Genomic DNA, 14,831 nt, shown 5'->3' with positions numbered 1-14,831 from the left:
GCATTGTCCGTGACTGGCAACAGGTGAACGCATGTCCATCCTGAAGAAAATCGAGGCCAAGCTCGAAATCATGGCGCCCGGCGACCGCGAGATCGGTCGGTATATCGTCGATAATCCCGACCAGATGCTGCGCCTGTCGACGGCGGCGCTTGCCGCTGAGATCGGCCGCAGCCAGTCGAGCGTCGTCAAGTTCAGCCAGAAGCTCGGCTATTCCAGCTATCAGGAGCTCAAGCTCGCCGTCAGCGAGGCCAAGTCGCAGGAATGGCACGTGCCGGCCGGCATGATCCACGGTTCGATCGAGGTCGGCGACAGCTATCTGGTCATCCTGCGCAAGCTGATCGGCAGCAAGCTTTTGTCGATGCAACAGACGGTCGCGGCCAACACCGAGCATGAAATCGGCAAGGCCCTCGAAGCATTGAACGGTGCGCGCCGCATTCATTTGGCAGGCGTCGGCGCATCCTCTCTGGTGGCGCGCGATTTCTCATACAAGCTGATGAAGCTCGGCCGCAACGTGCTGCACGACAGCGACAGCCATGTGCAAATGGCCAATGTCTCGACGCTTGGACGAGGCGACGCGTTATTCGCGCTCTCCTATTCCGGGGCGAGCATCGAAACCCTGCGGATAGCTGAACTCGCACATAAACGCGGCACCACCGTTATCGCCGTCACCGGGCTTCGCGACAATCCGCTGAGCCGGGTTGCCGACATTCGCCTCCACACGATCGCCGATGAAGAGCGCGCGCGCTCTTCATCGATAACCGCGCGTGATGCACAACTGACGCTAACCGACCTGCTGTTCATCCTGCTTGTGCAGAAGCAGCCTGACGCCAATGAATATGTCCACAACAGCGAATTGGCCGTCTCGGTGCTGAAGGCTTAGCTGTCTTCGGCATGGCGTTAAGGCCTCTGTTCCTCCCTGATGCTGCACGTCGACAAGAGCAGGTTTCGTCCTCCGAATAGCTTTCTTCAATGCGCTCACACGCTCTCCGGCTGGCAGAGCCGCGGGAGCGCCGATTGGTCAAACGCCGCCATGGCAAACCAATGTTGACAAGATCATCTGTTGTTTCATACATCGAGTTCAGCTTCGAATTTGGCGGGCCAGGTGAGACGATGGACGACCTTGGAGCACAAGAACAAGCGGTTCTCGACCTCATTGCGGCGAATCCGTTCTCCGGCCAGCAGGATATTGCAACCGCGCTCGGCATTGCCCGCTCGACGGTCGCCGCCCACATCGTGCAACTCATCAACAAGGGCTACATTCTCGGCCGCGGCTATGTCTTGCCGGCGTCCAAACGTATGGTCTGCATCGGCGGCGCGGTGCTCGACCGCAAATACCACGCCAGGAAGGATCTGATCTTCGAGACATCGAACCCGGTCGAAGGCCATCGCAGCTTCGGCGGGGTTGCCCGCAACGTCGCCGAAAACCTTGCCCGCCTCGGTGTCGACATAAGCTTCGTCTCGATCGTCGGCGAGGATGAAACCGGCCGCGCGCTGGTGCGGCATTTGCGTGACTTCGGCGCCGATGTCAGCCAGGTCATCACCACCACGGAGCGGCCGACGGCCGAATACGCGGCCATCCTCGACCGCAACAACGATCTCGTGCTCGGCATCGCCGACATGGAGATCTTCGATCTGTTTTTGCCGTCCTATCTCGACCGTTTCTGGCCGCACCTGGCTTCGGCGACATGGGTCTTCATCGACTGCAATCTGCCGGCCGCGACCATCGCAGCGCTGATCTCGCGCAAGCACGGTGCGCGCTTCAAGCTCGCAGTCGACACGGTATCGTCACCGAAATCAGCGCGCCTGCCGAAGGACCTGACCGGCATCGATCTTCTGTTCACCAATCATGACGAGGCCAATACGATGCTCGGCATGACGGATGCCGACAGGCGGCTGACGCCGGAGGAAGCAGCAGCAGCGCTGCGCGCGGCAGGCGCTGGCGAAGTGATCGTGACTGTGGGTGCGCATGGATTTGCCGTTGCGACCGAGAGCGGTGTGACGGCCATGCGCTCCGTCCCGGCCCAGCCCGTCGACATCACCGGCGCCGGCGACGCTATGATCGCCGGCACTCTGTACAAGGTGCTTTCGGGTGAGCCGGTGGCTCATGCCGTGCGCACCGGCGCGCTGCTTGCCACACTGACCACCGAGAGCGAATCCAGCGTCCACCCCGATCTGTCGCCGCGCTTCCTTGCCGCCGGCATGTACCGCATTCCTGCCTGAAAGCGAGATGATATGAAACCTTCCCTTGTCCATTTGAACGATGAAGTCGCTGCTGCGCTTGATAAAGGCCGCGCGGTGGTGGCATTGGAATCGACGATTGTCACCCACGGCATGCCATATCCGGCCAATCTGGAAACCGCTCGTGGTGTCGAGACCGTCGTGCGTCAAAACGGCGCCGTGCCCGCCACGATCGCAGTGGTCGCCGGCAAGATCAAGGTTGGCCTCGACGACCGTGAACTGGAAGAGCTGGCAGCGGCAAAGGGCGTGGTCAAGGCTTCCGGGCGCGATCTCGCCGCAATCATGGTGCGCGGCGGCTCGGCCGGAACCACCGTCTCGGCGACGATGCGGATTGCCGCTTTAGCCGGGATCGGTATTTTCGCGACCGGCGGCGTCGGTGGCGTGCATCGCGGCGCCGAAGCCACTTTCGATATCTCCGCTGACCTGACCGAACTCGGCCAGACCGGCACAACCGTCGTCTGCGCCGGGGTTAAGTCGATACTCGATGTTGCGAAGACGCTGGAATATCTGGAAACTCAGCGCGTGCCGGTGATCGCCTATGGGAGCGATGATTTTCCGGCTTTCTACACCCGCTCCAGCGGGCTCAAGGCCGACCATCGCCTCGATACCCCCGACGAGGTCGCGCGAGCCATGCTGCTGCATGACGAGATGGAATCCGGCACCGGCATTCTCGTCGCCAACCCGATTCCCGAAGCGGACGCGCTCGATCCGGCGTTCATCGACGGCACGATCGTAGCGGCCGTGGCTGAGGCCGAGAAGCGCGGCATCGGGCGCAAGGAACTGACGCCGTTTCTCCTCGCCCGCATCAACGAGCTTTCACAAGGCCGCAGCCTGAAGGCCAACATCGCGCTTGTCCGCAACAACGCCGCGCTTGCTGCCCGCATCGCAGTTGCGCATGCGGAATTGAAGGGCGCGACCAGATAGAGACAGCGTCCGGCCAGCGCTACGTGCCTTTTTCAGCCCGGCACGAGGTCGAAGATGCGCCCGGCATTGAGGATGTTGTTCGGGTCGAAGGCCGCTTTCAGGCGGCGCATGGCCGCGATCTCGGCGTCGCTACGCACCAGATGCAGCCATTCCTTCTTGTCGAGGCCGATGCCATGCTCGGCCGAGACGCCGCCGCCAGCCGCGGCCACACCCCGGTAGATGATCCCGTATGCAGCCGCCGGATCCACGGTGCGGACCTGGTAGTGCAGATTGCCGTCGCCGAGATGGCCGAAGACGTAGATGTCGGCGCTCGGGTCGACGGCTTTGATAGCGGCTTCCGTCTCGCGCAGGAAAGTCGCCATTTTCGCCAGCGGGATGCTGATATCGACGCCGATCAGTCCTGCCATCGAAAACAGGAAACGGTTGGCCTCCTCGCGCACCGCCCAGAGCGCCCGGAATTCGCGCGGCGATTGCGAGACGACGACGTCGTCGATCACGTCGTCCTCGACCGCCTGCATCAGCACCGCGGCGAAGCGGTCGCCGTCGCGGTCCGGCTCATTGCCCTGTATCTCGGCCAGCACATAGACGGGCGAGCCGGCCGGCAGCGGCGCCGGCGCCTCCATGCCGGCGATCATGGCGCCATAGAGCGGTGCGAAATTCACATCATAGGCCGAGAGCAACGGCCCAAGCTTCTGCCGGAGCTGCGCAAGCAGCGCAATCGCCGCATCGAGCGATGGAAGTGCGCAGAAGGCATTTACCTCGGTGGCAGGTTTGGGATGCAGCCGCAGGCAGGCGCGCGTGACCACGCCGAGCGTGCCTTCGCTGCCGATGAAGAGCTGGTTGAGGTCATAGCCGGAATTGTCCTTTGGCAAGCCCTTGAGCGACGTGAGCACACTGCCGTCGGCAAGCACCGCCTCCAGACCGAGCACCTGCGCGCGGTACATGCCGTAGCGCAGCACGCGAATGCCGCCGGCATTGGTGGCGACATTGCCGCCGACGGTGGCCGTGCCGCGCGCGCCGATGTCGACGCCGAAAAGCAAGCCGGCCGCATCGGCCGCGTCCTGCACCATTTGCAGCGGCGCGCCGGCCTCGGCGACGATCGTCGCCGCCTCGCGGTGGGGCGCCGCGACCGCCGTCATGCGCTCCAGCGACAGCACCGCCTCGCCGGGCTGGATGCGCGCCGCGCCCGCAAGACCGGTGCGGCCACCCTGGATGACGAGCCTCTGCCCGGCCTCGTTGCACAGGCGCAGAATGTCCGACACCTCGCCGGTCGTGCGTGGACGCAAGACGATCGCTGGCGGCGCGCCGTCCTTGCCGTCGGGATCTTCCCGGTAGCGTGGTCCGGCCTCCTCAGCCGAGACAATCGCTGACCTGTCCAGCCGCTTTTCCAGCCGCGACAGAAGCTCGGCAATTTTCTGCGACATGTGGCTCAAGGACATGAACGGCCCGGGCGCATCGACGCGGCCGGGAGAGGGAAGGGCGAGGGCTGTGAAAGCGGCCGTGGCTGATTTCTACTGTTCAGCAAATGTGGGGAAAACCCGCCAGGAATACAGCCGGTTGTCTTCGCCATGCGTCGCTCCTGTAACAGGTCGACCATAGGCGCGGCTGGCTATTTGTCAAACCTTTGACCGCAAGCGCTTGCCTGCGGGCTGCCCAGTATTCTGGACCGAGGCAAACGCTCACTCATGCATCCCAGGCGCCTCAGCCCCGGCGCGAATGAGCTTGATGTCGGCTCCCGCCGCCCAGGCGCCGATATCCTCCCGCCGCAGTGCCGCCGCCATCATGTCCGGAAACAGATCCGGCGTGCAGGCGAAGACCGGAATGCCAAGTGCCGCGACCGAACCTGCCATCGCTGGATCATAGCCGGGCTGCCCCTGATCGGTCAACGCCAGAAGCACGACGGCATTGACGCCGGATCGAACCAGCGCCGCCAGCCGCCGCAGCAGTTCCTGGCCATTGCCGCCTTCATAGAGGTCGGTGATCAGCACCAGATGCGACTTGGTGGGCCGCTCGATACGGTCGGCGCAATAGGCGACCGCCTGGTTGATGTCGGTGCCGCCGCCGAGTTGCACGCCGAACAGCACTTCAACAGGATCGCTGAGTTCTTCGGTAAGGTCAACGATGGCGGTATCGAAACAGACGAGCTTGGTGCGCACAACCGGCAGCGAGGCCATCACCGCTGCGAAGATCGAGGCATAGATCACCGAACTTGCCATCGAGCCGGACTGGTCGACGCACAGAACCACCTCGTCGAGATCGACCAGCCGTCGCTGCTTGCGTATGAAACCAACCAGCTTCTCCGGCACGATAGTCTTGTGTTCGGGTTGGTAGTGGCGAAGGTTCGCCGAGATGGTGCGCTGCCAGTCGATATCGCGCGAACGCGGGCGGTTGGTGCGCCTCGACCGGTCGAGCGCGCCTCGGATTGCCTCGACTGTCTTCTGCTCCAGCCTCTGCATCAGCTTGGCCACGATATCGGCGATGATCGCGCGGGCGATGTCCTTGGTCTTGGCAGGCATCACCGAGCGGAGCGAAACCAGGTCGGCGACCAGATTGACGTCCGCCTCGATCGCCTTCAGGAACTCCGGCTCTATCAGCATCTGCTTCAGGTTCAGCCGTTCGAAGGCATCTTTCTGGACGATCTGGACGACCTGCGCGGGAAAGAAAGAGCGGATGTCGCCCATCCATTGCGCAACGCGCGGCGCCGAACGGCCTAGCCCGCCGCGCCGTTTGCGCGGGTCGGCAGCGGCATTGGCGCCGTCGCCGTATAACGCGTCAAGAGCCGCCGAAAGCCGTTTGTCGTCGCTGGAAAGTGCCGCAGATGTCTCATCGTCGGCGCCGATCGCCAGACGCCAGCGGCGCTCTCTTCCGCCATCGGGCGATGGTGCGCCGGTTTGGGTCGCCTCTGCCTCGTCGTCCATCGTTATGTCCCGCTCTTGAGCAAAGGTCCAAGCCGCTCCAGGTGCCGACGCCAGGCCTCGCCGCCATCGGGCGCCGGTATCAGGCCGGCCGGCAGCCGAGCGGCGCGGCCGAGCACCGCTTCAATCAACCGCCGGCGCTCCATGCTGTCCATATTGGAGAAGACGCGGCGCAGCAGCGGTAGATGCGCGATGAAAGCGTCCTCGTCGAGGGACTTCAGCCACGCATCAACCGCACCGCGCAGACCTTCGTCATAGATCAGCCGCTGACCGGCAGTGCTGAAGAAGCCTTCGAAGAACCCGGCCGCTTCAATGACAGGAGTCCCCGGTGACAAGCGTCGCTCGAGCAGTCCGGCAGCGTCCTCGGCGGAAAGCCGGCCAGCTTCGTAGAGCAGGTGCGCGGCGCATCCTGCCGGCAGCGCCGTCGACCGCGATCCCTCCAGCACGGCAGCCAGTCCGTTACGCCATCCGTCCAGCACGTCTTGCCCGGGCTCGACCAGTCTGATCGCCTCATCGGCCTTGCGCATCGCACCGACTAGCGTCGCGGCGGCTTGCTCATCCAGATCGCGTACAGCATACGGAAGCGCGATCGCACCTTCGACGATCAGCCGCTCCATGAGACCGGACAGCCGGTTCGTCTCCGTTTTGCGGGCCTCGCCGTAACGGATGATGTCGGCGAGGGGCGGCACAGACGCCAGGATCTCCAGGCATTCGCTGCTGCGCGCCGCTCGCGCCTCCAACGCCGCAAGGCCGGCAGTCGATGCTTCCGACAGGCTTGCCGTGATCGCGTTCTCCACCAATGCCGCAAGCGTATCGAGCGTCGCCGCCGTTTCGATCATCTGGATCAGGCGGGCATTGGCAGCCTTTTCGATGGTCGGCCCGTAGATCAGGTTCTCGACCAGACGAACGGCATATTCCGGTTCCCACGCCAGGGTCCACCGCTCGCGGAAGGTGCCACGGCTGCGACCGGCATCGGTCAGTCTGCCCCAATGCACACCAAGCACGCTCAGCCGATGCAGCAATGTCGAGCGAAACAGTCCGCTTTCGCTGCGCAGGTCGACGGACAGTTCGCGCTCCAGCGCCTCGGGCTTCAGCCGCGCCGCCTTCTGGTTGCGCTGCAGATCCTCGATCAATGGCGCCAGCGGCGTGTCGGGCGGAATTTCACCGACGTCCGCACCCAGAAGCAACTCGGCCTCGACCAGCCCCCACAGCAACGCTTCGCCATTGAACAGGGCCGCGATCGCGGCGTCGCGCAATTCCTCGAACCCGGGCTTCGGCCGTTCGCGAATGGCGGCGAGCGCGCGGGCGAGCCGCTCCGCTTCGATCAGCGAAGCGGTCGAGACCAGATGGCCCTTCGCCCGCAGCAGCGCCGCGATCATGGCAAGCCACAGGGTTGCCGCATCGCGCCGACCGCGCGTGCGCCAAAGATGCTTGCACCAGCCGGGCGCGACGACGCCCGCGCCATAGCCGTATCCCAGCGCCAGGCGCGGTCCGGTCCACGGTGCCCATGTCATTGTGCTCTTGCGCCGGGCAATTCCCTTGATCAGGACCTGATCGTTTTTCTGAGTGTGGGTGGCCTGCAGCGCCGGCACATGCCATGCTCCGCAGACGACGGCGATCGGCCCCTCGAACTGCTTACGCGCCTTGGCGATTTCGAGCCGCATATGCGCCTCGCGCTTGGCTTCGAACTGCGCGATCGGACCCTCACCATTCCGCAGTGTCGTCATCGCATCGGCGATGGCCGCAAATATCGGGCCGGGTTCCGGGTTCTGTTCAATGATGTCCGACCACCAGCTTTCGCCGTCCTCATAACCGGCGGCGTGCGCCAGCATGGCAATCGGATCACGCGGAAGCGCAGCCGCGTCACCATCCTCGGGGGCTTGGGTAGCTTCGGTCACATCGGTGTCCTCCGCGCCACCGATCGCAGCAGTGGTGAACCGTGCCGACGATGGCAGGTCGATAAACTGCAACGTCGCCTTATTGCCCACAGCCCAAAGCGCCGCCTGGTATTCGGGCGAGAACTCGGCAAAAGGCCAGAAGCTTGTCGAAGCCGGATCGTCTTCCGGATAGCAAAGGAGCGCCACCGGCGGCTGCATTTCGGGGCGGGCCAGCATGGGCAGAAGCTCAGAGGCGTCGATCGGCCCCTCGATCAGCACGGCGACCGGGTTCAAATCCTGCAGTGCCTGCACCAGGCTGTCGGCGGAACCCGGCCCGTGATGGCGTATCCCGAAATAGGCAATGTCGCCGTGGCTCATGGCGTCAGATCGCTGCGTTCAGCGCCGCGTAATAGCCGGCATAGTCGGGGCGCTTCTTGAGCACCGTTTCCAGATATTCCTCGAGCACCACCTTATCCTGCACCGGATCCTTCACGATCGCGCCGACAAGGCTGGCGGCGAGACCTTCGGCGCCGAGCTTGCCACTGTCGAACCACGCCGCCTGGCTGAGCCCGCCAACCATCGTGGCGATCGCTTCTGCGGTCGACAGCGAGCCGGAAGGAGTCTTCAGCGTCACCTTGCCGTCGGCAGTCGCGCCGGAGCGCAATTCGCGAAAGATGGTCAGCACACGGGCGATCTCCTCGCCGACATTTTTTGGCACCGGCAGGTCGAGTCCGCCAGCCATCTCATCGACCCGTTTGGAGACGATCGCCACCTCTTCGGCCATGTCTTCCGGCAATGGCAGCACCACGACATTGAAGCGACGCTTGAGCGCCGAGGAGAGCTCGTTGACACCTTTGTCGCGGTTGTTTGCCGTGGCGATAATGTTGAAGCCGCGCTGGGCGTAGATCGAGGTGTTCAATTCCGGAATCGGCATCATCTTTTCGGAAAGCACGGTGATCAGCGTGTCCTGCACGTCCGAGCCCATGCGGGTCAGTTCCTCCAGCCGGCAGAGCTTGCCGTTCTGCATGGCTCGGTAGAGCGGCGTCGGCACCAACGCTTCCTGGCTCGGGCCTTTTGCCAGCAGCTGCGCATAGTTCCAGCCATAGCGGATCTGGTTCTCGTCGGTGCCGGCCGTGCACTGCACGATCAGCGTCGAGTCGCCCATGATGGCGGCGGCAAGATGTTCAGATACCCAGGACTTGGCGGTTCCGGGAACGCCGAGCAGCAAGAGTGCACGGTCGGTAGCGAGCGTCGCTACCGCGGTTTCCATCAACCGGCGGCGACCGACATATTTCGGGGTTATCAGTGTGCCGTCGCTAGCCTTGCCGCCGAGCAGATAGGTCAGCACAGACTGTGGCGACAGGCTCCAGCCGGCAGGTTTTTGCCTGTCGTCACCGCGCGCCAGCGCCTGCAATTCAGAGGCATAGGCCTGCTCGACCGGGAGACGGATGGCAGCGTTCATATGAATTCTCCGGATTGATCATGTGTCGGTTCGAGACTGATGTTCGGCCAGCGCCGCGTTGAGACGCAGGACACTGAGTGATGGGGCGGCGGGCGGCATACCGGCAGCGACGACCTCGTCGATCAATTTGGCTGCTGTGGTCGCTGTGGCAAGGTAGCCGATCGTTTCCAGTATATCGTCAGCGCCCCGCCGCACGGCTTCGTCGTTTCCCGCAACGGCGGAACGCAAAGCGGGAAGAGCTGACCCGTTCGAAAGATCGTCCCATTCCAGCCAGCCAGCATCAATGCCTTCCGCCAGATTGATCGCGCTGAGGTAATTTGCTTGCTTGAGGATCAGCCGGACGAGAGCCCGTTTCCTGCGGCTGTCCAGACGCGGCACAAGGTGCAACACGAACAGCGCCGGTTTGCCGCCTTCGGTGACAAGCATGTCCGCCATATGCGTCACCGCCGCGTCGCTCCCAGAAGCGGCGACCATTCGGGCGATCAGGATATCAGCGTTGTTGTCGGCGCCGAACTGCCAGGCTCCGATGAATTCGGGTTCCGTGATGCCGAACCGTCTGGCGAGGTCGACCAGATTGCAGGTCTCGAACAATTCGGCGCGGCGCTTTTCCTGCGCCGGGGATTTGAGTTTCGCCGGCGTGTAGGTGGTCCGGCGGCGGATGAAGCCGGATTTGCCTTCGCCGATGAAGACGGCGAGTTCGACTGCTGGATCCTCCGCCCCGCCTTCGCTCGAATGGCCGTGCTCGCCCAACCTTGCCAGCAACCGGCCAGCCAGGTCCTGCACCTTGCCGGAACGGTCGGTGGCAAGGCTTTTCAGGAACGGCGCGTCCTCGGCATTGAGGCCGAAGCGCATAAGTTCGATGAGCGCAAGCCTGACCTCCGCAGGTTCGCCCGAGGCCTTGGCCTCGATCAGCATTCGCGCCGCGGCCGGTTCGCGCCGGCGCATATCGGCCAGCGCGATGCGGCGCGCGGCGGGATAGAACTCATCCCAATTTTCCGCCGTGAGTTTCTCTTGCGGGGTATGTCTTTCTCCATCCACGCTGGCTTGCCAGTCGATCCATGGAGCGTAGACATCCGGGCTGTTCTGATCCGACGAGGGCATCCAGTCCATTGGGTGGAGCACGAAGCCGCGGCTGGCGACAAGCGTCACCACGCGCGTCTTGCGCCTTGCGTCGGCGGCTTGTTTCAGGGCGGCGCGCAAAAGCGGCCGCAACCGCTCCGGCAGCAGTGGCAAGGCAAGCCCGGGCAGCGGCGGCCGCCGCTTGAGCGTCTTCGGCGCCGCCGGCCGCAAGGCGACGCCGAGCGCTTGCGCTGCAATTGCCAGGAGCCGGCGCTCCTGCTCGTCGGGACTTGCGCCGCCTGCGATTGCCTTCCAGGCGGCCGGAGCCAGATCGAAGGTGGCTCCGCCGGTGATCCAGCAATCGCGCATGGTCGCCAGGCCTGTTTGCTCGCCCTCATTCACGACAGGTCAAGCCTCCCGAACCCGCTTTGAGCCGCCAGAAGGTCAAGCCGAGCGCCGTCCCAGAGCGCTGCCGTGGCGGCAAGGTCGAGGCCGAGCAATGTCTGATTGACGGCGCCACTGATCGGCAAGGCGAGCCCTTGCGGATCATCGGCGGCCTGCCACCAGGCTGCGCCCCGATCGTCGACCAGGATCGCACCAGGCGGCAGCATGAGAGGGCTATCTGTGAGCCAGGGAGCGGCATCCTGATGGCACACATGCGCAGCCAGCGGATCCTTGGCGACGCCCAGGGTAAAATCGGGCCACGGGCCCGATGCGACGTCGCCCATGCGTTCTGCCACCAGCGCCCGGAGTGGCCGGCGTGATGGATAAAAGACCAACCGGGCATTGAAGCGATCGCCTGGCGAGAAGGCGTTGGATCGGCGTCCGGCCGAGGCGGGAAAATAATCGAGCAGCAGGGCAAATTGTGGTGTGGAGCTTTTCAGATCGAGCAGCCATGTCGAATGGCTGACCAAACCATCGCGCCGGGTCTCGATCTTCTCGCCGACAACCTCCCAGAGACTTTCGACTTGCATTGCATCGGGATTGGCCAGCACCTGTTCGCGGGTTTCGGATGTCGATACAAGCCGCTTCAGCTCGGGATCGTCGGGCGCCGACCGCCAGGCCTTGGCCAGCAGCACGAGCTTGCCGAGTTCGCGGATCGCCGCATCCGGTCGTTCTTCGCTGCGCAGCGCCATCAGCCGCGACGGAATCTCGTCGATACGGCCGGCGAGCGCCGCTGCCTTCATATCGACCAGCCGCGCAGCAATCCGCCGGCAACGGTCGCTGCTGGCGTCGACAAACCCGGAAAGACCGAGCCGCAACTGGTCGGCAATCCACTGGTCGAGTTCATCGAGCGCCGCCGACACTGTTTCTCGTGTGCTTTCCGCCCGCTTGCGCTGCGCCGCCTCGCGACGCTCGACCGTTGCGTTATCTTCAACGGCGGCGCTCTCGTCCGCCCGTGCGGCTTCGCCAATGCTCTTGGCTTCCGCGCCCGGTGCCGGTTGCTGCACCGGCTGTGACGCCGTCTTCCGGCGCCGGCCAAGCCAGTCATTCACCCATTCCGGCGTGGTATCGGCAGCGGCAAAACTGGCTGGCGCGGTGGCGGCGATCCACATCAGGGCCAGCGTGTGCTTGCATGGGAATTTGCGCGAAGGGCAGGTGCATTTGTAGCCGTGATCACCCGTGTCGACCACCACTCGATAAGGATTGGAGCCGGAACCCTGGCATTCGCCCCAGATGAGCGCCTGCTGCTCATGCTTTTCGAGCCGCGGCCAGTTCGTTCGTTTGGTGAGCTTGGAGGCGGCGCTCAGCGACGCCTGATCGGGAGCAAGCGCCTCAATGGTCTTCAGATCGAATTCCAAGCCGCGCTTCTCCCCGCCCCGACGCAGTATAGATAGCGGTTTGTGACGAATTATTATAGCTCTGGCATGGTGAAGATTGGGCATGCCTTGGCCCTGTTTGATGGGCCAGGACATGCCTCAGACGCAAATGGGGTCGACTGTTATTCGGCAGACAGAACGGGCTTTGGTAGCCGGCGGCCTAGGCGGAAGCGTTCAGGCTCTGCCCTTCAGGAACTCGATCACCATCGCCGCGGTCCAGGTAAAGCGATTGCCGCCGAGCGGCTCGCCGCTGAGGGGATCGTAATATTCGGCAAAACCGCTCTCGGCGATCAGGTCGAGACTGGATTGCGTGATCCGTTGTGCGATTTGGCTGTGGCCGGCGGCGGCAAGGCCGTCGGCGATCATGTAATTGACCACCAGCCAGACCGGGCCGCGCCAGTAGCGCTTTGGGTCGAAGCGTCCATCGCCAGGATCGTGCGAGGGGACGATGTAACGCGCTTTGCCAGCGATGCGCTCGATCGTTGCAGCGATGGCGGCTGCCCGGCTTTCCGGAATGGCCGAAAACACCGGCAGGATGCCGCCGACCGACGCGCTGTTAACGAGCTTTCCGGCCACTCGGTCGAAACAAATGTACTGGCCATGTGTGTCGCTCCACAGCCGTTCCATCGTCGAAAGCCCCTTTTCGGCACGGGCGCGATTGGCTTCTGCGATTTCAGTTTCGCCAAGTGTATCGGCGAGATCGGCAAGGTCGGCGGCGGAACGGATCAGGATGGCGTTGAAGCCGGGATCGACGACCTGGAAGGGCGAGGCATCGTGCAGCCGGGTGTTGTCCCAACCAAGTTCGCGGAAATGCTGCAGCAGCCAGATATAGCGATCGTACTGGGCCCTGGTCGGTCGATGCGCAGGGTCGGCGTGCAGGATGTCGCGGCGGGTGTAGGGCTCGACGCCTTCGGTCGGCACGCGCTCGAACGCCTCGTCCCAGTCGATCGAGTTGTCGCGGCCGGACTCCCATGGGTGAATTATGGCGACCAGCCCTTCGCCGTTCGGGTCGCGATTTTCGTAGAACCAGCGGTGCCAGGCGTCGATCTTCGGCAGCAGCGCGCGGGCGCGCTCGGCCGCCAGTTTCTTGTCCTTGGCCTGGTCGAACAGGCGGCGCACGGCAAAGCCGGCGACTGCCGGCTGGGTGATGCCCGAGGTGGCGGTCGGGCGGTCCGTTCGCCAGACCCCCGGCCCGGGGAAATAGCCGTCGTTCCAGACGTGGAAGACGATGTGCGGCACCATGCCGTCCGGCCACTGGTGAGCGAACAGCGTGTCGATCTCGGTCCAGGCTCGGGCCTCGTCATAGTGGGCAAGACCGAGGGCGGTCAGGCAGGAATCCCAATTCCACTGGAACGGGTAGAGGCCCTTGGTCGGTATGGTATAGGTGCCTTGGTCATTTTCCCTGAGCACCTCGACGGCGCGGGCGATAGTTTCGTCAATGGCAAGAGATATCATCGGGGCGTTCGTACTTTCAGGATCGAAGGGAGGATCAAAGGGCGTTCGTGGTTTCGGGATCGAACCAGCGGATGCGATCGGGTTTGGGCGAAAGCCGCAAGTGATCGCCGACGGCGACCGTGGCGTTCGATTCGAGAATGGCGCGAAACAGGCCGCCCTCGACATCGCAGGTGACCAGCGTGTGCGGTCCGAGCGGCTCGACGACGCGCACGGTGGCGTTAATGCCTTCGTTACCGGCGTCCACATCCTCGGGGCGAATGGCGAATTCTATCGTCTGCTTGTCCGATTTGGGGCCAGGTAGCGTCAGGCCGGCGACGATCCAGCTGCCGTTCGCAGTCTTCGTCGCCGGGATGAAATTCATCGGCGGGTTGCCGATGAAGGAGCCGACGAAGCGGGCCGCCGGATTGCGGTAGACCTCTACCGGTGAGGCGGCCTGGACGATACGGCCCTGATGCATGACGGCGATGCGGTCGGCAAGGCTCATCGCCTCGACCTGGTCGTGGGTAACGTAGATGGTGGTGGTCTTGGACGCCGCCAGCACGCCCTTGAGCTCGGCGCGCATTTCGAGCCTGAGCAGCGCGTCGAGGTTCGACAGCGGCTCGTCCATCAGGATCACATCGGGCTCCATGGCGAGCGCGCGGGCGACGGCCACACGCTGGCGCTGGCCGCCGGAAAGCTGGCCCGAATAGCGCTTCAAAAGTTGCTCGATATGCATGAGCTCCGCGGTGCGGTTGACGCGCCCGTCGACCTCCTGCTGCGGCAGCTTCTTCATGCGCAGGCCGAAGGCGATGTTCTCGAATACCGTCAGGTGCGGAAAGACCGCGTAATTCTGGAACACCATGGCGATGCCGCGGGCGCGCGGCGGCAGATGGTCGACGCGACGGCCGCCGATCCAGACCTCGCCCTGGCTTGGCGTTTCCAGCCCGGCGACGATCCTCAGCAGCGTGGTCTTGCCGCAACCTGAGGCGCCAAGCAGCACCATGAATTCCTGGTCGGCGATGGTCAGGTCGATCGAATGCAGCGCGGTGAAGCCGCCGAAACGTTTTGCCACCTGCTTGATGACGATCTCAGCCATCGGCGT

The 14,831-nt window shown here is 63.9% G+C and carries 11 protein-coding genes; 3 read left to right on the top strand and 8 right to left on the bottom strand.

The annotated features are described in order from the left end of the window. Window positions 1-31: 31 nt before the first annotated feature. The 3 genes from NKJ84_RS03585 to NKJ84_RS03575 all read left to right on the top strand — a co-directional run bounded on the left by NKJ84_RS03585 (window position 32) and on the right by NKJ84_RS03575 (window position 3,162). On the top strand, window positions 32-880 hold the full coding sequence (locus NKJ84_RS03585) for a MurR/RpiR family transcriptional regulator (RefSeq protein WP_352505355.1): 849 nt from the start codon (window positions 32-34) through the stop codon (window positions 878-880). A 230-nt stretch (window positions 881-1,110) separates the two neighbouring features. Then, complete coding sequence (locus NKJ84_RS03580; RefSeq protein ID WP_352505354.1) at window positions 1,111-2,220, top strand: carbohydrate kinase; 1,110 nt, start codon at window positions 1,111-1,113, stop codon at window positions 2,218-2,220. 12 nt (window positions 2,221-2,232) lie between these two features. After that, window positions 2,233-3,162: a pseudouridine-5'-phosphate glycosidase gene (locus NKJ84_RS03575; RefSeq protein WP_352505353.1), complete on the top strand. Its 930-nt coding sequence runs from the start codon at window positions 2,233-2,235 to the stop codon at window positions 3,160-3,162. A 32-nt stretch (window positions 3,163-3,194) separates the two neighbouring features. Here NKJ84_RS03575 and NKJ84_RS03570 read toward each other — a convergent pair whose 3' ends face one another. The 8 genes from NKJ84_RS03570 to NKJ84_RS03535 all read right to left on the bottom strand — a co-directional run bounded on the left by NKJ84_RS03570 (window position 3,195) and on the right by NKJ84_RS03535 (window position 14,825). Then, window positions 3,195-4,586 carry an FAD-binding oxidoreductase gene (locus NKJ84_RS03570; RefSeq protein ID WP_352505352.1) on the bottom strand — a complete coding sequence of 464 codons (1,392 nt, stop codon included), beginning with the start codon at window positions 4,584-4,586 and terminating at the stop codon, window positions 3,195-3,197. Between the two features lie 255 nt (window positions 4,587-4,841). Further along, the gene (locus NKJ84_RS03565) at window positions 4,842-6,080 is read right to left on the bottom strand and encodes a VWA domain-containing protein (protein ID WP_352505351.1); all 1,239 of its coding nucleotides are present in this window, start codon (window positions 6,078-6,080) and stop codon (window positions 4,842-4,844) included. Window positions 6,081-6,082: 2 nt separating this feature from the next. Continuing rightward, the gene (locus tag NKJ84_RS03560; RefSeq protein WP_352505350.1) at window positions 6,083-8,332 is read right to left on the bottom strand and encodes a DUF5682 family protein; all 2,250 of its coding nucleotides are present in this window, start codon (window positions 8,330-8,332) and stop codon (window positions 6,083-6,085) included. A 4-nt stretch (window positions 8,333-8,336) separates the two neighbouring features. Then, entirely contained in the window at window positions 8,337-9,416 is a 1,080-nt protein-coding gene (locus tag NKJ84_RS03555; protein WP_352505349.1) for an ATP-binding protein, read from the bottom strand. Between the two features lie 18 nt (window positions 9,417-9,434). Further along, a complete protein-coding gene (locus tag NKJ84_RS03550) occupies window positions 9,435-10,877 on the bottom strand; it encodes a DUF5691 domain-containing protein (RefSeq protein WP_352505348.1) in 1,443 nt (480 codons plus the stop codon). Further along, window positions 10,874-12,277 (bottom strand): SWIM zinc finger family protein, encoded by a 1,404-nt coding sequence (locus tag NKJ84_RS03545; protein ID WP_352505347.1) that lies wholly within the window; start codon window positions 12,275-12,277, stop codon window positions 10,874-10,876. The genes NKJ84_RS03550 and NKJ84_RS03545 overlap by 4 nt, the downstream gene beginning before the upstream one ends. Before the next feature lie 192 nt (window positions 12,278-12,469). After that, window positions 12,470-13,750 (bottom strand): amylo-alpha-1,6-glucosidase, encoded by a 1,281-nt coding sequence (locus NKJ84_RS03540; protein WP_352505345.1) that lies wholly within the window; start codon window positions 13,748-13,750, stop codon window positions 12,470-12,472. A 34-nt stretch (window positions 13,751-13,784) separates the two neighbouring features. After that, window positions 13,785-14,825 (bottom strand): ABC transporter ATP-binding protein, encoded by a 1,041-nt coding sequence (locus NKJ84_RS03535; RefSeq protein WP_352505344.1) that lies wholly within the window; start codon window positions 14,823-14,825, stop codon window positions 13,785-13,787. Between the last annotated feature and the right edge of the window lie 6 nt (window positions 14,826-14,831).

The organism is Mesorhizobium sp. M0048 (assembly GCF_040323405.1).
Classification (GTDB): Bacteria; Pseudomonadota; Alphaproteobacteria; order Rhizobiales; family Rhizobiaceae; genus Mesorhizobium.
This window is presented reverse-complemented; position numbering and strand designations above follow the sequence as displayed.